21 protein-coding genes are annotated in these 25,207 nt (G+C 57.1%); 19 read left to right on the top strand and 2 right to left on the bottom strand.

From position 1 onward, the window contains the following. The first annotated feature begins 1 nt into the window (after position 1). The 11 genes from nuoC to nuoN all read left to right on the top strand — a co-directional run bounded on the left by nuoC (position 2) and on the right by nuoN (position 13,936). Entirely contained in the window at positions 2 to 1,801 is a 1,800-nt protein-coding gene (nuoC, locus tag ACQE3Y_RS01870; protein ID WP_426971881.1) for an NADH-quinone oxidoreductase subunit C/D, read from the top strand. A 2-nt stretch (positions 1,802 to 1,803) separates the two neighbouring features. Next, the gene (nuoE, locus tag ACQE3Y_RS01875) at positions 1,804 to 2,319 is read left to right on the top strand and encodes an NADH-quinone oxidoreductase subunit NuoE (protein WP_085071021.1); all 516 of its coding nucleotides are present in this window, start codon (positions 1,804 to 1,806) and stop codon (positions 2,317 to 2,319) included. Positions 2,320 to 2,321: 2 nt separating this feature from the next. After that, positions 2,322 to 3,662 carry an NADH-quinone oxidoreductase subunit NuoF gene (gene nuoF, locus ACQE3Y_RS01880; RefSeq protein ID WP_208615357.1) on the top strand — a complete coding sequence of 447 codons (1,341 nt, stop codon included), beginning with the start codon at positions 2,322 to 2,324 and terminating at the stop codon, positions 3,660 to 3,662. A 210-nt stretch (positions 3,663 to 3,872) separates the two neighbouring features. After that, entirely contained in the window at positions 3,873 to 6,596 is a 2,724-nt protein-coding gene (gene nuoG / locus ACQE3Y_RS01885; RefSeq protein ID WP_426980742.1) for an NADH-quinone oxidoreductase subunit NuoG, read from the top strand. Further along, a complete protein-coding gene (gene nuoH, locus ACQE3Y_RS01890) occupies positions 6,593 to 7,570 on the top strand; it encodes an NADH-quinone oxidoreductase subunit NuoH (RefSeq protein WP_426971885.1) in 978 nt (325 codons plus the stop codon). Before nuoG ends, nuoH begins: the two co-directional genes overlap by 4 nt. Positions 7,571 to 7,583: 13 nt before the next feature. After that, positions 7,584 to 8,126: an NADH-quinone oxidoreductase subunit NuoI gene (gene nuoI, locus ACQE3Y_RS01895; RefSeq protein WP_426971887.1), complete on the top strand. Its 543-nt coding sequence runs from the start codon at positions 7,584 to 7,586 to the stop codon at positions 8,124 to 8,126. Positions 8,127 to 8,136: 10 nt separating this feature from the next. After that, positions 8,137 to 8,694, top strand: coding sequence for an NADH-quinone oxidoreductase subunit J (gene nuoJ / locus ACQE3Y_RS01900; RefSeq protein WP_426971888.1), 558 nt, complete (start codon positions 8,137 to 8,139; stop codon positions 8,692 to 8,694). Further along, the gene (gene nuoK, locus ACQE3Y_RS01905) at positions 8,691 to 8,993 is read left to right on the top strand and encodes an NADH-quinone oxidoreductase subunit NuoK (protein ID WP_085071027.1); all 303 of its coding nucleotides are present in this window, start codon (positions 8,691 to 8,693) and stop codon (positions 8,991 to 8,993) included. Before nuoJ ends, nuoK begins: the two co-directional genes overlap by 4 nt. Then, positions 8,990 to 10,825, top strand: coding sequence for an NADH-quinone oxidoreductase subunit L (gene nuoL / locus ACQE3Y_RS01910; protein WP_426971890.1), 1,836 nt, complete (start codon positions 8,990 to 8,992; stop codon positions 10,823 to 10,825). Before nuoK ends, nuoL begins: the two co-directional genes overlap by 4 nt. Positions 10,826 to 10,951: 126 nt before the next feature. Further along, positions 10,952 to 12,472 carry an NADH-quinone oxidoreductase subunit M gene (gene nuoM / locus ACQE3Y_RS01915; protein ID WP_085071029.1) on the top strand — a complete coding sequence of 507 codons (1,521 nt, stop codon included), beginning with the start codon at positions 10,952 to 10,954 and terminating at the stop codon, positions 12,470 to 12,472. 6 nt (positions 12,473 to 12,478) lie between these two features. Beyond that, a complete protein-coding gene (nuoN, locus tag ACQE3Y_RS01920; protein WP_426971893.1) occupies positions 12,479 to 13,936 on the top strand; it encodes an NADH-quinone oxidoreductase subunit NuoN in 1,458 nt (485 codons plus the stop codon). Positions 13,937 to 13,987: 51 nt separating this feature from the next. Here nuoN and ACQE3Y_RS01925 read toward each other — a convergent pair whose 3' ends face one another. After that, positions 13,988 to 14,917, bottom strand: a complete 930-nt coding sequence (locus ACQE3Y_RS01925; protein WP_426980743.1) for an omptin family outer membrane protease — start codon at positions 14,915 to 14,917, stop codon at positions 13,988 to 13,990. A gap of 173 nt (positions 14,918 to 15,090) precedes the next feature. Here ACQE3Y_RS01925 and ACQE3Y_RS01930 point away from each other — a divergent pair, with 173 nt between their 5' ends. After that, positions 15,091 to 15,540, top strand: a complete 450-nt coding sequence (locus ACQE3Y_RS01930) for a GNAT family N-acetyltransferase (RefSeq protein ID WP_426971897.1) — start codon at positions 15,091 to 15,093, stop codon at positions 15,538 to 15,540. Positions 15,541 to 15,576: 36 nt separating this feature from the next. Here ACQE3Y_RS01930 and ACQE3Y_RS01935 read toward each other — a convergent pair whose 3' ends face one another. Then, on the bottom strand, positions 15,577 to 17,235 hold the full coding sequence (locus tag ACQE3Y_RS01935; protein WP_426971898.1) for a glucan biosynthesis protein D: 1,659 nt from the start codon (positions 17,233 to 17,235) through the stop codon (positions 15,577 to 15,579). Positions 17,236 to 17,501: 266 nt separating this feature from the next. Between ACQE3Y_RS01935 and elaB the strand changes: the two genes are divergently transcribed. The 7 genes from elaB (at position 17,502) to menE (ending at position 25,120) form a co-directional block, all read left to right on the top strand. Continuing rightward, positions 17,502 to 17,867, top strand: a complete 366-nt coding sequence (gene elaB / locus ACQE3Y_RS01940; protein WP_250650432.1) for a stress response protein ElaB — start codon at positions 17,502 to 17,504, stop codon at positions 17,865 to 17,867. Positions 17,868 to 18,063: 196 nt separating this feature from the next. After that, on the top strand, positions 18,064 to 19,401 hold the full coding sequence (locus ACQE3Y_RS01945; RefSeq protein WP_426980745.1) for an isochorismate synthase: 1,338 nt from the start codon (positions 18,064 to 18,066) through the stop codon (positions 19,399 to 19,401). 67 nt (positions 19,402 to 19,468) lie between these two features. Further along, positions 19,469 to 21,133, top strand: coding sequence for a 2-succinyl-5-enolpyruvyl-6-hydroxy-3-cyclohexene-1-carboxylic-acid synthase (gene menD, locus ACQE3Y_RS01950; protein ID WP_426980746.1), 1,665 nt, complete (start codon positions 19,469 to 19,471; stop codon positions 21,131 to 21,133). Continuing rightward, on the top strand, positions 21,130 to 21,900 hold the full coding sequence (gene menH, locus ACQE3Y_RS01955) for a 2-succinyl-6-hydroxy-2,4-cyclohexadiene-1-carboxylate synthase (protein WP_426980747.1): 771 nt from the start codon (positions 21,130 to 21,132) through the stop codon (positions 21,898 to 21,900). Before menD ends, menH begins: the two co-directional genes overlap by 4 nt. Before the next feature lie 15 nt (positions 21,901 to 21,915). Further along, on the top strand, positions 21,916 to 22,773 hold the full coding sequence (gene menB, locus ACQE3Y_RS01960) for a 1,4-dihydroxy-2-naphthoyl-CoA synthase (protein WP_085071038.1): 858 nt from the start codon (positions 21,916 to 21,918) through the stop codon (positions 22,771 to 22,773). After that, entirely contained in the window at positions 22,773 to 23,735 is a 963-nt protein-coding gene (gene menC / locus ACQE3Y_RS01965) for an o-succinylbenzoate synthase (protein WP_426980748.1), read from the top strand. The genes menB and menC overlap by 1 nt, the downstream gene beginning before the upstream one ends. Then, the gene (menE, locus tag ACQE3Y_RS01970) at positions 23,717 to 25,120 is read left to right on the top strand and encodes an o-succinylbenzoate--CoA ligase (protein ID WP_426980750.1); all 1,404 of its coding nucleotides are present in this window, start codon (positions 23,717 to 23,719) and stop codon (positions 25,118 to 25,120) included. The genes menC and menE overlap by 19 nt, the downstream gene beginning before the upstream one ends. The last annotated feature ends 87 nt before the right edge of the window (positions 25,121 to 25,207 follow it).

Genomic DNA, 25,207 nt, shown 5'->3' on the forward strand with positions numbered 1-25,207 from the left:
TATGACAGATTTGACCACGCAAGATTTCGCTCAGCCTGCATGGCAAACCCGGGATCACCTGGATGATCCGGTGATCGGCGAGTTGCGTAACCGTTTTGGGCCGGATGCCTTTACCGTTCAGGCGACGCGTACCGGCATTCCTGTGGTTTGGGTGAAGCGTGAACAGCTGCTGGAGATTACGGAATTCCTGCGCAAGCTGCCAAAGCCCTATGTGATGCTGTATGACCTGCATGGCATGGATGAGCGCCTGCGTACCCACCGTAACGGGCTGCCCGCTGCGGATTTTTCCGTTTTCTACCATCTGCTTTCTATTGAGCGCAACAGCGACATTATGCTCAAGGTGGCCTTGTCTGAAAATGACATGCATCTGCCAACCATCACTAAAATTTTTCCTAACGCCAACTGGTATGAGCGTGAAACCTGGGAAATGTTTGGCGTCACCTTTGACGGGCATCCTCATCTGACGCGCATCATGATGCCGTCGACCTGGGAAGGGCACCCGCTGCGCAAAGACTATCCGGCGCGCGCGACAGAATTCAATCCTTTTGAGCTGACTAAACAGAAAGAGGATCTGGAGATGGAAGCGCTGCGTTTCAAGCCGGAAGATTGGGGCATGAAGCGTGGCACCGAAAACGAGGACTTTATGTTCCTCAACCTCGGTCCGAACCACCCATCGGCGCACGGTGCATTCCGCATCGTCATGCAGCTGGATGGTGAAGAGATCGTCGACTGTGTGCCTGATATCGGTTACCACCATCGCGGCGCAGAAAAAATGGGTGAGCGCCAGTCCTGGCACAGCTACATCCCTTACACCGACCGCGTGGAATATCTGGGCGGCTGCGTTAACGAAATGCCTTACGTGCTGGCGGTTGAAAAGCTGGCGGGCATCGTGGTGCCGGATCGCGTTAATGTCATTCGCGTGATGCTCTCTGAGTTGTTCCGCATCAACAGCCATCTGCTTTATATCTCTACGTTTATTCAGGACGTCGGTGCCATGTCACCGGTGTTCTTTGCTTTTACCGACCGCCAGAAAATTTATGACGTTGTGGAGGCTATTACTGGCTTCCGTATGCATCCCGCCTGGTTCCGTATCGGCGGCGTCGCACACGATCTTCCGAAAGGCTGGGAACGTCTGCTGCGTGAATTCCTCGACTGGATGCCGAAGCGCCTGAAGGAATATGAAACCGTGGCGCTGAAAAACAGCGTGCTGGTAGGTCGTGCTAAAGGCGTTGCCGCTTATGGTAAAGATGAAGCGCTGGCCTGGGGCACCACCGGTGCTGGTCTGCGCGCTACCGGCATCGACTTTGACGTGCGTAAATGGCGTCCCTATTCCGGCTATGAGAATTTCGATTTCGAAATTCCGGTAGGTGATGGCGTCAGCGATGCTTATACCCGTGTGATGCTGAAGATGGAAGAGATGCGTCAGAGCCTGCGTATTCTGGAGCAGTGCCTGAACAACATGCCGGCCGGGCCGTTTAAAGCCGATCATCCGCTGACCACGCCGCCGCCGAAAGAGCGTACGCTGCAGCATATTGAAACCCTGATTACCCACTTCCTGCAGGTCTCCTGGGGACCGGTAATGCCTGCGAACGAATCGTTCCAGATGATCGAAGCGACCAAGGGGATCAACAGCTACTACCTGACCAGCGACGGCAGTACCGTAAGCTATCGCACGCGTATTCGTACGCCAAGCTTCCCGCACCTGCAGCAGATCCCATCAGTGATCCGCGGCAGCCTGGTATCCGATCTGGTCGTTTACCTGGGTAGTATCGATTTTGTTATGTCAGACGTGGACCGCTAATTATGCACGATCAAAAAATTGCTATCGAAACGATCGACCCGACCGAGGTCTTTGAGCTGAGTGCAGCAGAACGCGACGCGATTGAGCATGAAAAACACCATTATGAAGATGCACGCGCAGCCTCAATTGAAGCGCTGAAAATCGTGCAGAAACAACGCGGCTGGGTGCCGGATGGTGCCATTAATGCCATTGCTGAAGTGTTAGGTATTCCCGCCAGCGATGTTGAAGGGGTTGCTACCTTTTACAGCCAGATTTTCCGTCAGCCGGTTGGCCGCCACGTGATCCGCTATTGCGACAGCGTGGTTTGTCATATCACCGGTTATCAGGGCATTCAGGCGGCGCTGGAACAGTCGCTGAACATCAAACCGGGCCAGACCACCACGGATGGCCGCTTTACGCTGCTGCCAACCTGTTGCCTGGGTAACTGTGATAAAGGCCCGACCATGATGGTGGATGAAGATACGCACGTTCACCTGACGCCGGAAAACATTCCATCGTTACTGGAGCAGTATCAATGACAATAAAAGAGATCATTCGTACTGCGGAAACCCATCCGCTGACCTGGCGTATGCGTGACGACAAGCAGCCGGTGTGGTTTGACGAATACCGTAGCAAAAATGGCTATGCCGGTGCGGAAAAAGCGCTGAAAGGCCTGGCACCTGACGAAATCGTCGCGATAGTTAAAGACTCCGGCCTGAAAGGGCGCGGCGGCGCAGGCTTCTCCACCGGTCTGAAATGGAGCCTGATGCCGAAAGATGAGTCGATGAATATCCGTTACCTGCTCTGTAACGCCGATGAGATGGAGCCGGGTACCTATAAAGACCGCCTGCTGATGGAGCAAATGCCGCACCAGCTGGTGGAGGGGATGCTGATCAGCGCTTTTGCGCTGAAAGCGTACCGTGGATATATCTTCCTGCGCGGTGAATATATTGAGGCGGCGGTACATCTGCGTCGCGCCATCGCCGAGGCTACCGAAGCGGGCTTCCTGGGTAAAAATATTCTTGGCACCGGCTTTGATTTCGAACTGATCGTTCATACCGGCGCTGGCCGCTATATCTGCGGCGAAGAGACGGCGTTGATTAACTCACTGGAAGGACGTCGCGCCAACCCGCGTTCCAAGCCGCCATTCCCGGCCTCTGCCGGTGCCTGGGGCAAGCCGACCTGCGTTAATAACGTGGAAACCCTCTCTAACGTGCCGGCCATTCTGGCTAACGGCGTGGAGTGGTACAAGGGGCTGTCGAAGAGTGAAGATGCCGGTACCAAAATGATGGGCTTCTCCGGTCGGGTAAAAAACCCGGGCGTCTGGGAGCTGCCTTTCGGCATCACGGCGCGTGAAATTCTGGAAGATTATGCGGGCGGCATGCGTGACGGGCTGAAGTTTAAAGCCTGGCAGCCGGGCGGCGCAGGCACAGACTTCCTGACCGAACAGCACCTGGATCTGCCAATGGAATTTGCCAGCATCGGCAAAGCAGGCAGCCGTCTGGGTACCGCGCTGGCGATGGCAGTGGATCACGAAATCAATATGGTTTCGCTGGTGCGCAACCTGGAAGAGTTTTTTGCCCGTGAGTCGTGCGGCTGGTGTACGCCATGTCGCGACGGCCTGCCGTGGAGCGTGAAAATTCTGCGCGCCCTGGAGCAGGGCAAAGGGCAGCCGGGAGATATCGAAACGCTGCTGCAACTTTGTCGTCAGCTGGGCCCAGGTAAAACATTTTGTGCGCATGCACCCGGCGCCGTAGAGCCATTACAAAGCGCGATCAAATACTTCCGTGAAGAGTTTGAAGCCGGTATCGCGCCGCAGGTGTTTGGTAATACGCGTGCCATTAACGGCATTCAGCCAAACCTGCTGAAAGCGCGCTGGTAAAACAGAGCAGCAACGGAAAAGGTGCGCACCGCTTACCCAAAGCATTTCGGATTGCGGCAAGGCGACAACTGAATGAATCCCGCGAGCTTACGCAAGTAAGTGAGCGCGGTGAGTGAAGGCAGCCAACACCGCTGCGGCCTGAAAGGTGAAGGGTAAGAAGAATTGTGTTTAACGCTCGGTGATGCCGAGCCTTACGGAAGCATGTTCACTATGGCTACAATTCATGTAGACGGTAAAGAATATGAGGTAGATGGAGCGGACAACCTGCTACAGGCGTGTCTCTCTCTTGGCCTGGATATTCCTTATTTTTGCTGGCATCCGGCGCTGGGAAGCGTGGGTGCCTGCCGCCAGTGCGCGGTAAAGCAATACCAAAACGCTGAAGATACGCGCGGTCGCCTCGTCATGTCCTGCATGACGCCTGCTGCCGACGGTACCTTTATTTCTATCGACGATGGCGAAGCGAAAGAGTTCCGTGAAAGCGTGGTCGAATGGCTGATGACCAACCACCCACACGATTGTCCGGTATGTGAGGAGGGCGGCAACTGTCATCTGCAGGATATGACGGTGATGACCGGCCACAGCTTCCGTCGCTATCGTTTCACCAAGCGTACCCATCGCAATCAGGATTTGGGGCCGTTTATCTCTCATGAGATGAACCGCTGTATCGCCTGTTACCGCTGCGTGCGTTACTACAAAGATTATGCAGACGGCAAAGATCTGGGCGTATATGGCGCGCATGACAACGTCTATTTTGGTCGCCCGGAAGATGGCACGCTGGAAAGCGAATTCTCTGGTAACCTGGTAGAGATCTGCCCGACCGGCGTGTTCACTGATAAAACCCACTCCGAACGCTATAACCGTAAATGGGATATGCAGTTTGCGCCCAGCATCTGCCAGCAGTGCAGCGTCGGCTGTAACACCAGCCCGGGCGAGCGCTATGGTGAGCTGCGCCGTATTGAAAACCGTTATAACGGCAGCGTGAATCACTATTTCCTTTGTGACCGTGGCCGTTTTGGCTATGGCTACGTTAATCGCAAAGATCGCCCGCGTCAGCCGATGCAGCGTCGCGGCAACGACTGGGTAGCGCTGAATGCTGAGCAGGCGATGCAGGGCGCGGCGGATATTCTGCGTCAGGCGAAAAAAGTGATCGGTATTGGCTCACCGCGTGCCAGCGTAGAAAGCAACTTTGCGCTGCGTGAACTGGTTGGCGCGGCTAACTTCTCAACCGGCATGCCCGCTGGCGAGCAGGCGCGTCTGGAGCTGATGTTGAAAGTGCTGCGTGAAGGCGGTATCCATACGCCCGCGCTACGTGAGATTGAAAGCTACGATGCGGTGCTGGTGCTGGGCGAAGATCTGACCCAAACCGGCGCGCGCGTAGCGCTCTCCGTACGTCAGGCGGTGAAAGGCAAAGCTCGCGAAATGGCGGCGGCGCAGAAAGTAGCCGACTGGCAAATCGCGGCGATCATGAACATTGGTCAGCACGCGAAACATCCGCTGTTTGTCACCAACGTTGATGAAACCCGTCTGGATGATATCGCTGCCTGGAGCTACCGCGCGCCGGTGGAAGATCAGGCGCGTCTCGGTTTCGCTATCGCCCACGCGCTGGACGCAAGTGCGCCGGCAGTAAGCGATTTCGACAGCAGCCTGAACGGTAAACTTGACGTTATTGTCCAGGCGCTGGCCGGGGCGAAGAAACCGCTGATTATCTCTGGTACACATTCTGGCAGTGAGGCGATGATCGAGGCGGCGGCTAACGTCGCTAAAGCGCTGAAAGGGCGCGGTGCCGATGTCGGCATTACGCTGCTGGCTTCCGCAGCGAACAGCGTGGGCCTTGGCATGATCGGTGGCAATACGCTGGAGGATGCGCTGGCGCAGCTGGAAAACGGCAGCGCCGACGCGGTGGTGATTCTGGAAAACGATCTTTATCGTCATGCGCCGAAAGCGAAAGTGGATGCCGCACTGCGCAACGCCGACAGCATTATCGTGGTCGATCATCAGCGCACGGCAACCATGGAAAAAGCAGGTCTGATTCTGTCAGGCGCCAGCTTTGCTGAGAGCGATGGCACGCTGATAAACCAGGAGGGCCGCGCTCAGCGCTTCTTCCAGGTTTACGATCCCTCTTACTACGACTCAACGGTAGTGATGCTGGAAAGCTGGCGCTGGCTGCACTCGCTGCACAGCGCGCTGGAAAGCCGTCACGTCGACTGGACGCAGCTGGATCATGTGATTGATGCCGTGGTTGTGGCGCTGCCGCAGCTGAAAGGCATTAAAGATGCCGCGCCAGATGCCTCATTCCGTATTCGTGGTCAGAAACTGTCGCGTTCGCCACATCGTTCCAGCGGACGTACCGCCGCGCGCGCTAATATCAGCGTGCATGAGCCGCGTCAGCCGCAGGATATGGACACCATGTTCTCCTTCTCTATGGAAGGGAACAACCAGCCCAGCGCGCCGCGCTCTGAGATTCCTTTCGCCTGGGCGCCAGGCTGGAACTCACCGCAGGCGTGGAACAAGTTCCAGGATGAAGTGGGCGGCAAACTGCGTAACGGCGATCCTGGCGTGCGTCTGTTTGAAGCCACGACAGAACAACTGGAGTGGTTTACCCAGGTGCCAACCGCCTTTGCCCGCAACGGCGGCTGGCGTGTTGCGCCTTACTACAATCTGTTCGGCAGCGAAGAGATGACGCAGCGCGCGCCGGTTATTCAGCAGCGTATGCCGCAGGCCGCTCTGGTGATTAACCCGGCCGATGCCGCTCAGCTTGGCGTTAACGTCGGTACAGCAGTGGAGTTCAACTGCTCCGGTGAAACGCTGCGCCTGCCTGTGCGCTTTTCTGACGCACTGCAGGCAGGGCAGGTAGGTTTACCGTTGGGCATGCCGGGCGTACCGCCGTTCCTGTCGGGCGCGACTATTGAGACTCTGCGGGAGGCGGCACAATGAGCTGGTTGACGCCGGACGTTATCGATATCTTGCTGGGCATTCTCAAGGCGATTGTCATCCTGCTGGTGGTGGTCTCCTGCGGTGCCTTTATGAGCTTCGCCGAGCGCCGTCTGCTGGGCCTGTTCCAGAACCGCTACGGGCCTAACCGTGTCGGCTGGGGCGGCTCGCTGCAGTTGGTGGCGGATATGATCAAAATGTTCTTTAAAGAGGACTGGATCCCGCCGTTCACGGATCGCTTTATTTTTACGCTGGCTCCGGTCATCGCCTTCGTTTCACTGCTGTTAGCATTCGCCATTGTGCCGGTCAGTCCGACATGGATGGTGACCGACCTTAACATCGGGCTGCTGTTCTTCCTGATGATGGCGGGTCTGGCGGTTTACGCGGTGCTGTTCGCCGGTTGGGCGAGTAACAACAAATACTCCCTGCTGGGCGCAATGCGTGCCTCTGCACAGACGCTGAGCTACGAGGTGTTTCTCGGGTTGTCGCTGATGGGCGTGGTGGCGCAGGCCGGTTCGTTCAATATGAACGACATCGTTAATAACCAGGCGCATCTGTGGAACATTATTCCGCAGTTCTTTGGCTTCCTGACCTTCTGTATTGCTGGCGTAGCGGTGTGCCACCGTCATCCGTTTGACCAGCCGGAAGCGGAGCAGGAGCTGGCAGATGGTTACCACATCGAATATTCCGGTATGAAATTCGGTCTGTTCTTCGTGGGCGAATATGTGGCGATTACCACGGTTTCCGCGCTGATTGTTACGCTGTTTTTTGGCGGCTGGCACGGACCATGGCTGCCGCCCTTCATCTGGTTCGCCATTAAAACCGCGTTCTTTATGATGATGTTTATTCTGATTCGTGCTGCGCTGCCGCGTCCGCGCTATGACCAGGTAATGTCCTTCGGCTGGAAAGTATGTCTGCCGTTGACGCTGTTGAACCTGCTGGCTACCGCCGCAGTGATTCTGTACAACGCGCAGTAAAGGGGTTGTAACCATGACATTAAAAGACATTATTGTCGGTTTCGGCACCCAGGTACGCAGTATCTGGTTGATGGGCCTGCATGCCTTCGCGAAGCGTGAAACGCAGATGTATCCGGAGGAGCCGGTTTATCTGCCGCCCCGCTATCGTGGCCGTATTGTACTGACGCGCGATCCCGATGGGGCAGAGCGTTGCGTTGCGTGCAACCTGTGCGCCGTCGCCTGTCCGGTCAGCTGTATTTCGCTGCAGAAAGCGGAGACGGTGGATGGTCGCTGGTATCCGGAATTTTTCCGCATCAACTTTTCACGCTGCATTTTCTGCGGCATGTGCGAAGAGGCTTGCCCGACCACGGCGATTCAGCTCACGCCCGATTTCGAGCTGGGCGAGTTCAAGCGTCAGGATCTGGTGTACGAGAAAGAAGACCTGCTGATTTCAGGGCCGGGCAAATACCCGGAATACAACTTCTACCGTATGGCAGGCATGGCGATCGAAGGGAAAGACAAGGGCGAAGCGGAAAACGAAGCCAAACCCATCGACGTCAAAGGCTTGTTACCTTAAGGAGCCCGGCATGGAATTTGCGTTTTATCTTTGTGGTCTGGTGGCGGTGTTAACCACGCTACGCGTGATTACCCACACCAACCCGGTACATGCGTTGCTGTACCTGATTGTTTCGCTGCTGGCGGTTGCTGGCGTCTTCTTTTCGCTTGGCGCCTACTTTGCTGGCGCGCTGGAGATCATCGTTTACGCCGGGGCCATTATGGTGCTGTTCGTCTTCGTGGTGATGATGCTTAACCTTGGCAAGTCGGTTGAGGAGCAGGAGCGCCAGTGGCTGCAGCCTTCGCTGTGGATTGGTCCAGGGCTGGTGTCGCTGCTGCTGTTGGCGGTAATGGTGTACGCCATTATGAGCGCCAATGACCAGGGCATCGACGGCACGGTAATCGATGCGAAAGCGGTCGGTATCAGCCTGTTCGGCCCTTATGTACTGGCCGTTGAGCTGGCCTCTATGCTGCTACTGGCAGGTCTGGTGGTTGCGTTCCATATCGGACGTGAAGATCGTCAGGGCGAAGTGCTTAGCAACCGCGTCAGCGATGCAGCGGTTGCGAAAACAAAGGAGGAACGCGCATGATCCCTCTACAACATGGACTGATTCTGGCAGCCATATTGTTTGTCCTCGGACTCACGTCGCTGGTGCTGCGTCGTAATCTGCTGTTTATGTTAATCGGTCTGGAAATCATGATTAACGCCTCGGCTCTGGCGTTAGTGGTGGCGGGAAGCTACTGGGGGCAAGCAGATGGTCAGGTGATGTATATCCTGGCGATCAGCCTTGCCGCAGCGGAGGCCAGCATTGGTCTGGCGCTGTTGCTGCAGCTCTACCGCCGTCGTCAAACCCTGAACATTGACACAGTGAGCGAGATGCGCGGATGAATCTTCTTTACTTAACCATACTGCTTCCGCTGATCGGCTTTTTGCTGCTGGCGTTCTCTCGTGGCCGCTGGTCAGAAAACCTGTCTGCTACCGTTGGCGTGGGTTCAATCGGACTGACCGCGCTGGTCACTGCCTGGGTCGGCATCGATTTCTTTAACCATGATCGTACGCTGTTTACCCAGGCGTTATGGACCTGGATGCATGTCGGTAACTTTAATATCGGCGTAACCCTGACGCTGGATGGCCTCTCCCTGACCATGCTGTCGGTGGTAACCGGCGTCGGCTTCTTTATTCACATGTTCGCCTCCTGGTATATGCGTGGGGAAGAGGGCTATTCGCGCTTCTTCGCCTATACCAACCTGTTTATCGCCAGCATGGTGGTTCTGGTGCTGGCCGATAACCTGTTGCTGATGTATCTCGGCTGGGAAGGCGTGGGCCTCTGTTCTTATCTGCTGATTGGTTTCTATTACACCAATCCGGATAACGGCAAGGCGGCGATGAAGGCGTTTATCATTACCCGCGTGGGTGATGTGTTCCTCGCCTTTGCGCTGTTCATTCTCTATAACGAGCTGGGCACGCTGAACTTCCGCGAAATGGTCGAGCTGGCACCAGCGCACTTCGCTGCTGATAACCATATGCTGCAGTGGGCAACGCTGATGTTGTTGGGCGGCGCGGTCGGTAAATCGGCGCAGCTGCCGTTGCAGACCTGGCTTGCTGATGCGATGGCGGGTCCGACGCCGGTTTCGGCGTTGATCCACGCGGCGACCATGGTGACCGCGGGCGTTTATCTGATCGCCCGTACGCATGGGCTGTTCCTGATGACGCCGGAAGTACTGCATCTGGTGGGTATCGTTGGTGCGGTGACGCTGGTGCTGGCAGGTTTTGCGGCGCTGGTACAGACCGATATCAAACGCGTCCTGGCCTATTCCACCATGAGCCAGATCGGTTATATGTTCCTGGCGTTGGGCGTTCAGGCATGGGATGCCGCTATTTTCCACCTGATGACCCACGCCTTCTTTAAAGCGCTGCTGTTCCTTTCTTCTGGTTCGGTAATTCTGGCCTGCCACCATGAGCAGAACATTTTCAAAATGGGCGGCCTGCGTAAAAGCATTCCGCTGGTTTATGTCTGCTTCCTGGTGGGTGGTGCGGCACTGGCTGCGCTGCCGCTGGTTACCGCTGGCTTCTACAGTAAGGATGAGATCCTGTTCGGCGCACTGGCGAACGGTCATGTCAATCTGATGGTTGCCGGTTTAGTTGGTGCTTTCCTGACCTCGATTTACACCTTCCGCATGATCTTTATCGTGTTTCACGGTGAAGAGAAAATTCATGCGCATGCAGGCAAAGGGATCACGCATCATCTGCCTCTTATCGTGCTGCTGGTTCTTTCCACCTTTATTGGCGCGCTGATTACGCCGCCGCTGGCTGGCGTACTGCCTGCCAGCGAACATGGCGAAGCGGGTAAAATGGGGCTGGAAATTGCTTCGGGCGTGGTGGCCATCGTCGGCATTCTGATTGCCGCCTGGCTCTGGCTCGGCAAGCGTACGCTGGTTACCAGCGTGGCGCGCAGCGCTCCGGGGCGTTTCTTCGGCACCTGGTGGTTCGCCGCATGGGGCTTCGACTGGCTGTATGACAAAATTTTCGTTAAGCCGTATTTAGGCATCGCCTGGCTGCTGTCACGCGATCCGCTGAATATGCTGCTGAATACGCCGGCTCTGGTATCACGCCTGGCGAATAAAGGGCTGGCGGTAAGCGAAAATGGTTATCTGCGCTGGTACGTCGCTTCCATGAGCATCGGTGCCGTTGTGGTGCTGGCGTTGCTGCTGGTGATGTAAGGTTAGTGAGCGGGAGGCGGCGTTGCTGCCTTCCACCCGATAAGCTTGTGAAAAAACCTGAGGTTGGGCTGACCGGTTATCTTTGTCGGCGGCTCATGCAGGACTAGAAAAGGGACCGTAACCGCCATGTTATTACCTTGGCTAATTGTTATCCCATTTGTTGGCGGCTTTCTGTGCTGGCTCGCTGAGCGCTTAGGCGCGAAGACGCCGCGCTGGATCGCGCTGATTACAATGGGCTTGACGCTGGCGCTTTCACTGCAGCTCTGGTTGCAGGGAGGCTATTCACTGACCCAGGCAGCAGGTTTGCCGCAGTGGCAATCTGAGTTCTCCGTTCCCTGGATCCCGCGCTTCGGCATCGCTTTCCACCTTGCACTGGATGGCCTGTCGCTGCTGATGGTGGTGCTGACTGGCCTGCTGGGCCTGATGGCAGTGCTCTGTTCCTGGAATGAAATTGAGAAATATCAGGGCTTTTTCCACCTCAATCTGATGTGGATCCTCGGTGGCGTTATTGGCGTATTCCTTGCCATCGATATGTTCCTGTTCTTCTTTTTCTGGGAAATGATGCTGGTGCCGATGTACTTCCTCATCGCGCTCTGGGGTCATAAGGCATCAGACGGGAAAACCCGTATCACTGCCGCCACCAAATTCTTCATTTATACCCAGTCCTCTGGCCTGGTAATGTTGATTGCGATTCTTGGCCTGGTGTTTGTGCATTACCGCGCGACCGGCGTCTGGACATTCAACTATGAAGAGTTGCTGCACACTCCGATGTCACGTGGCGTGGAATATCTGCTGATGCTCGGCTTCTTTATCGCCTTTGCGGTAAAAATGCCGGTGGTGCCGCTACACGGCTGGTTGCCGGATGCGCACAGCCAGGCGCCAACTGCCGGTTCCGTGGACCTGGCCGGGATCCTGCTCAAAACCGCCGCTTACGGTCTGCTGCGCTTTAGCCTGCCGCTGTTCCCGAACGCGTCGGCGGAGTTTGCGCCTGTTGCAATGTGGCTGGGGATTATCGGTATTTTCTATGGCGCATGGATGGCGTTCTCGCAAACCGATATCAAACGTCTGATCGCCTACACCTCGATTTCCCATATGGGCTTCGTGCTGATCGCCATCTATACCGGCAACCAGCTCGCTTTCCAGGGCGCGGTGGTGCAGATGATTGCGCATGGCCTGTCAGCTGCGGCGCTGTTTATCCTGTGCGGCCAGCTTTATGAGCGCCTGCATACGCGTGATATGCGTGAGATGGGCGGCCTGTGGTCACGCCTGAAGTGGATACCGGGTCTGTCGCTGTTCTTTGCAGTGGCCAACCTTGGCATGCCGGGCACCGGTAACTTTGCTGGCGAATTTATGATTCTGACCGGCAGTTTCCAGGTGGTGCCGACGATTATCGTTATCGCGACTTTTGGTCTGGTGTTTGCTTCTGTTTACTCGCTGATCATGATGCAACGCGCCTATTATGGTGCGCCAAAGTCGGAAACGCCGCTGCGCGGCATGTCCGCACGTGAGTTCATCATGATTATGGTGTTGGTGGTTCTGCTGGTGCTGCTTGGAGTCTATCCACAGCCGATCCTGGACACCTCACACGCTGCAATGAGCAACATTCAGCAGTGGTTTACCGCTTCAATTTCAACTACAAGGCCGTAATTCGCCATGACAATAACTCCTCAACAACTGATCGCGCTGTTGCCGCTGTTGATCGTCGGATTGACGGTGGTGGTTGTGATGCTGTCCATTGCGTGGCGACGCAACCATTTTGCCAATGCGACGCTGACCGTGATTGGCCTTAACCTGGCGCTGTTGTCACTTTGGTTTGTGGGCCAGGCAGGACCGATGGACGTCACGCCGCTGCTGCGCGTTGATGGTTTCTCGATGTTCTATACCGGGATGGTGATGCTGGCGAGTCTGGCCACCTGTACCTTCGCCTATCCGTGGCTGCAGGGCTTCAGCGATAACTGCGACGAGTTCTATCTGCTGGTGCTGATTGCCGCGCTGGGCGGCGTGGTGCTGGCAAGCGCTAACCATATGGCTTCGCTGTTTATCGGCGTGGAACTGCTGTCGTTGCCGCTGTTTGGCCTGATTGGCTACGCTTTCCGTCAGAAACGTTCGCTGGAAGCGGCGCTGAAATATACCATCCTGTCGGCAGCGGCCTCATCCTTCCTGCTGTTTGGTATTGCGCTGGTGTATGCCGATGCCGGTAGCCTGAGCTTTGTGGAACTGGGTAAAAACCTGAGTGACACCGTGCTGCATCAGCCGCTGCTGCTGCTGGGTCTTGGCATGATGATTGTCGGTCTGGGCTTTAAACTGTCGCTGGTGCCGTTCCATCTCTGGACGCCAGACGTGTATCAGGGCGCGCCTGCTCCGGTCTCCACTTTCCTGGCGACCGCCAGCAAGATCGCCATTTTTGGCGCGCTGATGCGTCTGTTTATGTATGCTCCGGCTACCGATAGCGAAGCGGTGCGCAACGTGCTGGCGATTATCGCTGTGGTTTCCATCCTGTTTGGTAACCTGCTGGCGATCAGTCAGAGTAATATCAAGCGTCTGTTGGGTTACTCCTCTATCTCGCATCTGGGTTATTTACTGGTTGCGCTGATTGCGGTGCAGTCTCATCAGATGTCACTGGAAACCGCCGGTGTTTATCTGGCTGGCTACCTGTTCAGCAGCATCGGTGCCTTTGGCGTAGTGAGCCTGATGTCCAGCCCGTATCGTGGTCCGGATGCCGACTCGCTTTACTCCTATCGCGGCCTGTTCTGGCATCGTCCGGTACTGTCAGCAGTGATGACAGTAATGATGCTGTCGCTGGCCGGTATTCCAATGACGTTGGGCTTTATTGGTAAGTTCTATGTGATTGCGCTGGGCGTTAGCGCCTCGCTGTGGTGGCTGACCGGTGCGGTGGTATTAGGCAGCGCCATTGGCCTTTATTACTATCTGCGCGTTACCGTTAGCCTCTATCTTAGCCCGCCTGAGCTGCATACGCGCGATACGCCAGCTAACTGGGCGTTTACCGCGGGCGGCATTGTGGTGCTGATTTCCGCCATTCTGGTTCTGCTGCTGGGCGTTTACCCACAGCCGCTTATCAGCCTGGTACAGATGGCGCAGCCGCTGATGTAAGTCAGCCGATAAAGAGAAAGCCCTGTAGCGATACAGGGCTTTTTTTTGGCATCAGAAATGATATTGCAGGCCAGCGGTCAGGCTGTAATTTTTATGACTCACGCCGCCGCCTCCCTTCTCGCTATAATCATAGGTCTGTTGGTCATAATCAATTATCTGCATTTGCCCGCGACTTTGCCGGTAATCTTCCCAACTTAGCGCTGCCAGCACTTTTAACTGTGGTGAAAGATAATAGCCTGCATCCATGCTGGCGGCCCAGTAATCACTACGGCGGGTTTTGACGCGAAAGGTATTATAATCGGTGTAATGCTCGTCATTATCGTGTGCGTTGGTAAAAGGGGAATATTTAATCAGCGCGTTAAGCTCCAGTTTTTTATAACGATACTGTCCGGCGATGCCGAGCCAGGGCGCGGAAAAACGCTGCTGGTAAGCGGCGGCACGCTCATCACGGGAAAAACGGCCGATATCGGCACCGTTATCATAGATATAACTGCCGCCCTGTGCCTGCCAGCTGATCCGTGTCTGCTGATAACCCAACGCTGCGCCAAGCTTATATTCCGGTTGCTGTAGCAGCCAGCCGGTAATGCTGACGGCAAACTGATTAGCATAGTTAAGACGGGCAGCAGGCCAGGTAGACCAGTCGCTCCAGTGCGACTGGTTATCAACCATCCAGTCATAGTCATCCATCTGTGCGCTGCCCCGCGCCAGGGTTGTCCAGCCGCTAAGCGCCAGGCTAAGTTGCGGCGCAATCTCCCAGTCGAGATGGCCACGAATAACCGCTGCGTTCTTTATTTTCCAGTCCAGCTCGCTATTTTTATGCCCTTCGTCGTAAACGTATTCGTTGGATTTGCCACCGAGCCAGCCAGTCGCCAGTGTAAATGTTACCGGATAAGAGGGGAGACTGTTGGCGATCGCCAGCGGGCTCATTAGCCACAGCGTCAAAGGGAGCGTTCCGTTGCAAAGCGCTTTTATCGATTTCATCTTCAACCTCCTGTTGATATAAAAGCGCAGGCATTTTTCCATGATTTTTAAAACGATACCGGTTTTTTAAGCATCGATTGAGGTTATATTAAACCGGCATAACGCGCATTATTAGCAGGCAAAATTGATGTTCGATGGCGACATGTGGCTAAAACCAAGGGGAAAGCAGGCGTATGGAGTTAACCTGGTACGATTTGCATCATAGCGAACTAAACGTTCAGCAACTGCATGACATTCTGGCTCTGCGTAATCGCGTTTTTATCGTCGAGCAGCAGTGCGCGTATGAAGATATCGATGGGCAGGATTTAGCACGTGATAACCGCCATATTTTTGCGCTGGGCGAAGGAAGAATACTGGCTTGCGCACGTATTCTGGCGCCAGAAAATGCCGACAGCCCGGTAAAGATTGGGCGCGTGATTGTTACCAGCGAAGCGCGGGGATTACAGCTCGGCTATCGCCTGATGGAAAGGGTTCTGGAAAGCTGTGAGCAGTACTGGCCTGAACGTCAGCAGTTTCTTTCGGCGCAGGCGCATCTACAGCGCTTTTACGCATGCATGGGTTTTAAGCCGCAGGGCGAGGTCTATCTGGAAGATAATATTCCGCACATCGATATGATGAAGTAATACGTAACAGGCGGAGCGCAATGCTCCGCCTGTTATTTAGCCTACCGTCATCTGGCGGTCATCAACATATTTCCGCTGGTCCGGCGGTGGCGGGAAATATTGATAAAGCCAGGTTTCACTCAGCGTTTCATCGTTGGTGCGCAGGAACATGCGCATATCGACCGGATCAACAGCATCGCTGGTGGGATACCAGTCAAACAGGATGCGATAGCCGTTTAGCGGCTCAACATACAGAATCTCTACCTGCTTAATGGTGCCGGCAGAGACGGTAATCACCGGCTCGATGCCTTTTGCCGCGGCATTTTTCAGATCGCCATCAACAAAATCAACGGCAAAACGACGACACCAGACATCCGGGAAATGCTCGCCAGGTGCCCAGCCTTCGGGGAAGCCGCCAATGCCGGAACGGGTTGCCTCTACGCGCGCCAGTTCGCTGCGTACCGGCGGCAGGCCGCTCCAGTAAAGCTTGTACTGGAAAGAGAGTTCGCTACCGGCTTTAACCGGCTGCTCCGGCTGCCAGAAACAGACCACGTTATCCAGCGTTTCGCCGGTGGTAGGGATCTCCATCAAATTGATGGCGCCCTTGCCCCATTTGCCGATCGGCTCCACCCACAGGCTGGGGCGCTTGTCATACCAGCCAATCACATCCTGATAATCTTCAAAATCATGATTCAACTGCAACAGGCCAAAGCCCCGCGGGTTCTCATCATCGTAAGCGTTAAACTGCAGCTTGCGCGGGTTATTCAGCGGACGGGCAATCCATTCCCCTTTACCGGTCCACATCGCCAGACGGTCGGAATCATGGATTTGCGGATGATAGGTGTTGCACATACGACGTTCGCTGTTGCCGCAGCTGAACATACTGGTCATTGGGGAGATCCCCAGTTGACGAATATCTTTGCGGGCATACAGGTGGTTTTCCACCTCCATCACCACGCGCTTCGGCTCACAGTGGATAACAAACTTATAGGCACCGGTCAGGCTGGCACCATCAAGCAGGGCGTAAACGGTAAAGGTGGTGTCATCCGCTTTTGGCGTTTCAAACCAGAAGGCGACGAAATCGGGAAACTCTTCCTGTCCGTTGCTAAAGGTGTTTACCGCCACGCCGCGCGCCGACAGGCCATACTGGTAGGTTTCATCCACCGCACGGAAATAGCTGGCTCCCAGGAAAGAGACGATATCGCGCCGCGCCAGCTCCGGCTTTTTAAACGCGCGGAAACCGGCAAAGCCAAGATCGGTTTTACCTTCCAGCTGTTTGGTATCGACACTGGTGTTCTGGTAGTTAAACAGCTCCGGGCGGAAGTGAATCTCACGCGCTTCGCGGCTGCTTTTATCGACAGAGAACATGCGAATACGGCGTTTAAAACCCATGCCGACGTGGAAAAACTGCACGTCCAGCTGCCGGTTATCGATATCGTTCCAGAGAGAGTGATTCGCATCATACTGGATGGCGTTATAAGCCTGCGGCGTCATGGTCGCCAGCGTATCCGGCAACGGGCCTGGCGCGCCGCCCCAGGGCTTTTGCGCCAGCGCGGCGGCTTTTTTCTTTAGCACCTCAAAGTCAAAGCGCGTCGCAGTGCCGTCAGCGATGCCATCTTCTGCCCAGGCGGACTGTGCAAATAGCGTGGATAAGCCAGACATGCCGCTAACCGCAGCGAATGCCATTGAGGTTTTCATAAACATTCTTCGATTCATGCCAGAAACGCTTTCCTTATGCTGAACGAGTTTGTAGTGATCGAGCTTCTGCACCCATTTGCTTTCCCAGGATAAGTCTGGGGTACAGTCAGCTACGACAGACGCAGGCGGCAAAAATTCGGTTAACAGGAATTTATCAGATTAATCATATAAACCAACGAATTTCCGCCAGCCCTGTCAGTAAATTCCTAAACGTCTGTTCAGGCAGGGATGTAAAAAGTGTCTATAGTTAGTGGACATTCATGTGTTTTACACGGAGGAAGAAAATGGCTGTATCAACTGACTCGCAAGAAAAGCGCGATCCGCAAGTAACGGATAAGCCTCAGGTAGCCGGTGAACCACAGGAAACGCGCCTGGATGATGATCTCACGCTGCTTACCGAAACGCTGGAAGAGGTACTGAAATCCTCCGGCGATCCGGCCGATCAGAAATACCTTGAGCTAAAAGAGAAGGCGGAACAGGCGTTGCACGGAGTGAAAACGCGCGTCAGCGCGGCGTCCGATTCCTACTACTACCGTGCCAAACAGGTAGCCTGTCGTGCCGATGGCTACGTTCATGAAAAACCCTGGCAGGGTATTGGTATCGGCGCAGCTGCGGGCCTGATCCTCGGCCTGCTGCTGGCGCGTCGCTAAGCGTTCTGTAGCAAACAGCCTCTGACCAACCGGGAAGAGGCTGGTTTTTCCTCTTTTCCGCCGTGCAATCCTCTGCGTTTACCCGACTCTTCTCAGCCTGAACCGCGACAAAACGTGGTGCGAACTGTTCTGCATCAAAATCCCCTGTCACTCTCCCTTTTACACTAGCTACCTCTTTATGATTATGGAGGTGTTCGTGTATTCGCTTCCTGCCGCGTATAGCGCGTTGCTCACTGAGCTGGCAAAAATCAACAGCAGAGGAGCGGGCTGTCGCGCGTTAACCGTTTCCCTTGCGTCCGGCGAGGATTCCCTGTCCTGGCTTTGTGCCCAGCCGTACCGGCCCCAGCTCTGGTGGCAGCACCGCAACGGCCATGAGCAGGTTGCGCTTTGCGGAGCCATCCGCTGTTACCAGACGCTGTATCAGGCTGAACAGGCGTGTCGCGCTTTGCCCGGGAACTGGCGGATCTGGGGCAGCAACCGTTTTGCCGCCACTGACAGCTTTTTCTTTCTACCGCGGCTAATGTGGCAGCAGGACAGCCGTGGTGAACGGCTGACGCTGTTTGTTCAAAACGATCATAACCTGCAGGAGGATGCGCAGGTTGCCGTACGCTTCCTGCATGGGTTGCGCGTGCCGCAGCCGCTGCCATTAATACGTGGGCAGCTGCAACAGAGCCAGTGTGAGCCGGAACAGGCGGAGTGGAGCCAGCGAGTAAACTCGGCGTTAGCGACAATTGCCGCCGGAGAGCTGGAAAAAGTGGTGCTGGCACGCACGATGGACCTGCTATGGGATCGTCCGTTGCCGCCGGAGGCATTGCTGGCGGCCAGCCGGCGCGCCAATCCGCACTGTTATCAGTTTATGCTGCGCTTTGCAGACGACAGCGCGCTGGTCTGCGCCTCGCCGGAGCGGCTCTGGCTGCGGCAGCAAAATACGCTGCTGACTGAGGCGCTGGCGGGCACGGTGGCGCGCGATATCGATCCCATACTTGCCCTGCAGCAGGCGCAGTGGCTGCTGCAGGACGCCAAAAATCAGCATGAAAACGCACTGGTCATGGAAGATATCTGTTCCCGGCTACAGGAAATAGTCAGCGAACTGGAGGTCATGCCGGTAGAGCTGGTACGCCTGCGCAATCTTCAGCATTTACGACGACGCATCCACGGCAAATTACGCAGCCGCAGCGACGCGCGCATTTTACAGCGCCTGCAACCCACGGCGGCGGTAGCTGGCCTGCCGCGCACGGCGGCATACGCTTTTCTGCAGCGCCATGAAGCGCTGAATCGTGACTGGTACGCCGGTTCCACTGGTTTTATCTCCCGACAAAAAAGCGAATTCTGCGTCACGCTGCGCTGTGCGCTGGTCCAGGGGCCGCGAGTGCGACTGTATGGCGGCGCGGGGATCGTCGCCGGTTCCGATGCGCAACAGGAATGGCAGGAAACAGAAAACAAAATGGCGGCGCTGGCAGCACTGCTGCCCACCCGCGCGGCACCACTACAACCCCGCCTGACCGGGAAGCCGCCAGTGGCGCATTCCGCCTGAATTCATCCGCATGGCGAAGGAAAGCTCGCTTCATCGTCGGACGACGTCATGATACTAAGGGGAGAGTATGTCTGACAGTAGCTTTAACCGCCGTTGGGCGCAGGTGATTATTGAGGTATTGGCGCGTCATCAGGTGCGTCATATCTGTATCGCGCCAGGCTCACGTTCTGCGCCGCTCACGCTGGCGGCAGCCAAATCTGCATTGACCTGCCATACCCATTTTGATGAACGCGGGTTGGGCTTTTTAGCACTTGGCCTGGCGAAAGGCTCGCGTACCCCCGTGGCGCTGATAGTGACCTCGGGCACTGCCGTAGCGAATCTGCTGCCCGCCGTTATTGAGGCGCAGTTAACCGGTGAGCGGCTGATTGTACTGAGCGCCGATCGACCACCGGAATTGATTAACTGCGGCGCTAATCAGGCGATTACCCAGCCAGGCATATTTTCTCATTTTGCCCACCGCTGCGATTTACCGCGGCCAACGCCTGAAATTGACGCCCGTTGGCTGGCGGCGGCGCTGGATGAAGCGATTGCCGCAGCCGGGACGGGCGCGCTGCACGTTAACTGTCCCTTTGCTGAGCCGCTCTATGGCACAGAGGATAACGCCTGGCGTGAATGGCTGGCGTCGCTGGATGCATGGATACAGCAATCGATCCCGTGGGTGACCCACAGCGCGCCGGAAAACCATACGCAGCAGAGCGACTGGCCAGCCTGGCGACAAAAACGCGGCGTGGTTATCGCAGGCAAAATGCGCCCGGAACAGGGCGCGGCGGTGGCGCGGTGGGCGGCCACGCTGGGCTGGCCGCTGCTGGCAGATATTCAATCGCAAACCGGCCAGCCGCTGCCCTGTGCGGATTTGTGGCTGAGCAGCCCGCAGGCGCAGCAGCAATTAAATCAGGCGGAGCTGGTAGTGCAGTTTGGCACCAGTCTGATTAGCAAGCGGCTCTTGCAGTGGCAGCAGCAGGCGCGCCCGCAGCAGTGGTGGCTTATCGATGCGCTGCCGGGGCGGCGCGATCCAGCCAGCCAGCCGGGGCGACGTATCGTCAGTGAGATCGGCGGCTGGATTAATGCGCATCCGGCAGTGGCCGCTACGCCCTGGGCACCTGAGCTGGCCATGCTGGCCGCATCCATCCAGCGCCAGGCCAGCGCGGTCGTAGGAAATACGCCAGAGGCTCTGCTGGCGCACCGGCTGACGGAATTACTGCCGCCGGATGGCGCGCTGTTTCTTGGTAACAGCCTGCTGATACGGCTGACAGATGCGTTAGCGCAGTTGCCGGTTGGCTACCCGGTTTACTGCAATCGCGGCGCCAGCGGGATCGATGGCCTGATAGCAACCTTAAGCGGCATCCAGCGCGCTCAGGCGCGTCCGGTGCTGGCACTGCTGGGCGATATCTCCGCCCTGTATGATTTGAACAGTCTGGCGCTGCTGCGTCAGCTTGCCGCGCCGCTGGTGCTGGTGGTGGTTAACAACAACGGCGGCCGCATTTTCTCTCTGTTGCCGACGCCGGTCAGCGAGCGCGAGCGTTTTTTCACTTTGCCGCAGTCGGTCAGCTTTGCTCCGGCAGCGCAGATGTTCGGCCTTGATTATCAGCATGTTGCCGCCTGGGCGCCGCTACAACAGGCCGTTAAACAGGGTTTTATGCAGCAGGGCGGCACGCTGGTGGAGTTCAGCGTAGCGCCCGATAGCGGTGCGGAGACCTTTGCCCGCCTGGTGGCGATGGGAGCAGCGCTATGATCCTGCACGCCCGCTGGCAGGGACATCGGCGCAGCAGCAAGCCAACTCTGGTTTGGCTGCATGGTTTCCTGGGCACCCTGCATGACTGGCTGCCGGTACAGCAGGCGTTTATCGACTGGCCGATGCTGAGCATCGATCTGCCCGGACACGGCGGCTCCTGCGGGCAGCGCGTCAGCGGCTTTGATGAACTCAGCGAGCGCATCGGCGCTACGCTGCGTCATTACCAGATTCAACATTACTGGCTCATCGGCTATTCCCTCGGCGGACGCGTGGCGATGTATTACGCCTGCCGCGCAGCGCTGCCTGGGCTATGCGGGCTGGTGGTGGAGGCGGGGCATCCGGGGCTGACCGATGAACAACAGCGTGGGGCGCGCGCTGCGCGCGATACCTTGTGGATAAGCCGTTTCCGCCAGCTGCCGCTGCCTGACGCGCTACAGGTCTGGTATCGGCAGCCGCTCTTTAACGAGCTGACCGAGCAACAGCGCAACGCGCTGGTCAGGCACCGTAGCACGGGCGACGGCCCTTCGCTGGCGGCAATGCTGCACGCCACTTCATTAAGCAAGCAGCCTGATTTGCTGCCGGAACTTCAGCAGCTGAGCGTGCCTTTCAGCTATCTGTGCGGTGAATGGGACAATAAATTTATTCAGCTCGCCATGCAGGCGCGTCTGCCGCTGCACACCATCCCGGCTGCCGGACACAATGCCCATCGTGCCAGTCCTGCCGCCTTTAGCGATCGGTTGACGCAACTGCTGCGTCAACCTGTCTGAATTCTGGAGAACTTTATGCTTTATCCCGATGAACAACAGCTTACCGCGCCGGTTGAATGGCATGACTGCAGCGGTGAATTCAGCGATATCCGCTATCACAAATCGCCGGAGGGCATAGCCAAAATTACCATTAACCGGCCACAGGTGCGCAATGCCTTTCGACCGCTGACGGTACAGGAGATGATGCTGGCGCTGCAGGATGCGCGTTATGACGAAGGGATCGGCGTCATTATTCTTACCGGCGAAGGTGAACAGGCTTTCTGCGCCGGCGGCGATCAGAAAGTGCGTGGTGATTACGGCGGCTATCAGGATGACGGCGGCGTGCATCATCTTAACGTGCTCGACTTTCAACGCCAGATCCGCAACTGCCCGAAGCCGGTGGTAGCAATGGTGGCGGGTTATGCGGTTGGCGGCGGGCACGTGCTGCATATGCTCTGCGATCTCACCATCGCAGCGGACAATGCGCGCTTCGGACAAACCGGGCCGAAAGTCGGCTCCTTTGATGGCGGCTGGGGCGCATCCTACATGGCGCGCATTGTTGGGCAGAAAAAAGCGCGTGAGATCTGGTTCCTGTGCCGCATGTACGATGCACAGCAGGCGCTGGCGATGGGGCTGGTGAATCATGTGGTGCCGCTGACGCAGTTAGAGCCGGAAACGGTGCGCTGGTGCCGCGAAATGTTGCATAACAGCCCGATGGCGCTGCGCTGTCTGAAAGCGGCGCTGAACGCCGACTGCGATGGTCAGGCAGGGCTGCAGGAACTGGCTGGCAATGCCACCATGCTGTTTTATATGACCGAAGAGGGACAGGAAGGGCGCAACGCTTTTAACCAGAAGCGTCAGCCCGATTTCAGTCAGTTCAGGCGTAACCCCTGATGCGTCAGGCGAAGCTGTGGCGTTATGCCATTCCCATGGAAAGCGGCGTGGTATTGCGCGATCGTCGTTTGACGCAGCGGCAAGGGCTGCTGGTGATGCTGCAACAGCAGGATCGGCAGGGCTGGGGCGAAATCGCGCCGCTGCCGGGATTCAGCCGCGAAACGCTGGAGCAGGCGCAGCAGGCCTGCGTAGCCTGGCTGACGCAGTGGCTTGCCGCACGGCCGGTTGATGAAAGCCTGCTGCCTTCGGTGGCTTTTGGCCTGAGCTGTGCCCGCGCAGAGCTGGCGGAGGAGCTGCCGTTAGCGGGTATCTGGCGCAGCGCGCAGCTGTGTCACGGCGATCCCGATGCGCTGCTGTTACAGCTTGAGGAGCAGGAAACGCCCTGTGCCAAAATGAAAGTCGGGCTGTATGAAGCGGTACGCGACGGCCTGCAGGTCAGCCTGCTGCTGGAAGCGTTGCCCGCTCTGCAGCTGCGCCTGGACGCCAACCGCAGCTGGACGCTGGAAAAAGCGCGGCAGTTTGCCCGCTGCCTGACGCCGTCACAGCGTGCGCGTATCGCCTTTATTGAAGAACCCTGCCGTACACCTGCCGAAAGCCTGGCGTTTGCCGCCGAATGGGGAATAGCGATCGCCTGGGATGAGAGCCTGCGTGAGCCGGGCTTTCAGTTACAGGCTGCGCCGGGGCTGGCTGCGCTGGTGATCAAGCCCACGTTAACCGGCTCGCTGGCGCGTATTCAGCAGCAAATCCACGAGGCTCAGCGGCTGGGGGTACAGGTGATTATCAGCTCGGCGCTGGAGTCCAGCCTGGGACTGACGCAGCTGGCGCGGCTGGCGCACTGGCTAACGCCACAGTCGCTGCCGGGGCTGGATACCTTAACGTTGATGCGTCAGCAGCTGGTGCGATGCTGGCCGGGCTGCATGCTGCCCTTACAGGATCGGGAAACGTGGACGCGCATTTATTAAATGATTTTCCATGGCGCGTGCGGGCGCAAACCATGCCTGCGGCAATCGCGCTGCGGGCAGGCAAAGAGCAGCTAAGCTGGCAGGCGCTGGCAGAGCGGCTGGAGCGGCTCTGTAGCGGTTTTCAGCAGCAGGGCGTGACGTGCGGATCGCTGGTGGCGCTACGTGGTAACAACAGCCTGTCGCTATTGCTGGCCTGGCTGGCATTATTGCAGGCTGGCGCGCGGGTATTACCGCTTAATCCGCAGCTGCCGTCAGTGACGCTGCTGCCGTTGCTGCGCATGTTGCTTCCTGACTTTATGCTGGATCTGGCCGAGCCGTTGTCTGACGTTATGCCGGTTGCAACACAGCCTCTTACTTTTCCGACGGCGCAGTGGTTAAACCAGACGCCGCCGCTGGCGACAACAATGCAGGTTTTATGGCGGCCCGATGCTCTTGCCACGCTGACGCTCACCTCTGGCTCCACTGGCCTGCCGAAGGCGGCAGCACACACGTTTCAGGCGCTGCTGCTCAGCGCGGCGGGGGTGAATCAGCTAATGAATTTCAACGCTGCCGAAAGCTGGCTGCTGTCGCTGCCGCTGTATCATGTCTCCGGGCAGGGGATCGTCTGGCGCTGGCTGCTGGCGGGCGCCTGCCTGGTGCTACCCGTATCGCCTTTGTCGCAGGCGCTCAGCGGATGCAGTTTTGCATCGCTGGTGCCAACCCAGCTATGGCGTCTTCTCCGGCAGCCTGAGCGGCCTGCGGGGTTAAGGGCGGTACTGCTCGGCGGCGCTGCGATCCCTGCTGATTTAGTCACGCGCGCACAAGCCACAGGCATCGGCTGCTGGTGTGGTTATGGCCTGACGGAAAGCGCCGCCACGGTATGTGGCAAGCGGGCGGACAACCGGGCTGGCGTCGGCAGGGCGTTAAACGGGCGTGAGATAGCGATTGTTGATGACGAAATCTGGATCCGTGGCGCAACCTTAGCCAGTGGCTACTGGCGCGATGGACAACTGTGGCCGCTGACAAATGAGCAGGGCTGGTTTGCCACTGGCGATTTGGGGCGCTGGCATCAGGACGAACTGCAGGTGTTGGGCAGAAAAGACAATCTGTTTTTCAGCGGCGGCGAGGCGGTACAGCCGGAAGCGATAGAAAGCCTGCTGATGCAGCATCCCGCCGTGATGCAGGCGGTTATTCTGCCGCAGCCGGATGAAGAGTGGGGCGCAAGGCCGGTTGCGCTGCTGACGCTGGCAACGGATGAAAAGATGGAAAACATCGCCGCCTGGGCACGCACGCAGCTGGCCAGCTTTCAACGCCCCTTCCGCTGGCTGCAGCTACCGGAAGACCTTGCACAGGGCGGTATTAAATTATCACGTCAGCAGCTGGCGCAGTGGCTGCAGGCCCGGTAGCAGGAGAGTGGAAGCTGATGATATGGCTCTCTGTGAAAATGGCCGGGAGTAGTGTTATGGTGTTTTGACCTTTCATTGCAGGCGAAA

It is taken from the genome of Pantoea sp. FN0305, assembly GCF_050113845.1.
In the GTDB taxonomy this organism is placed as follows: domain Bacteria; phylum Pseudomonadota; class Gammaproteobacteria; order Enterobacterales; family Enterobacteriaceae; genus Mixta; species Mixta alhagi.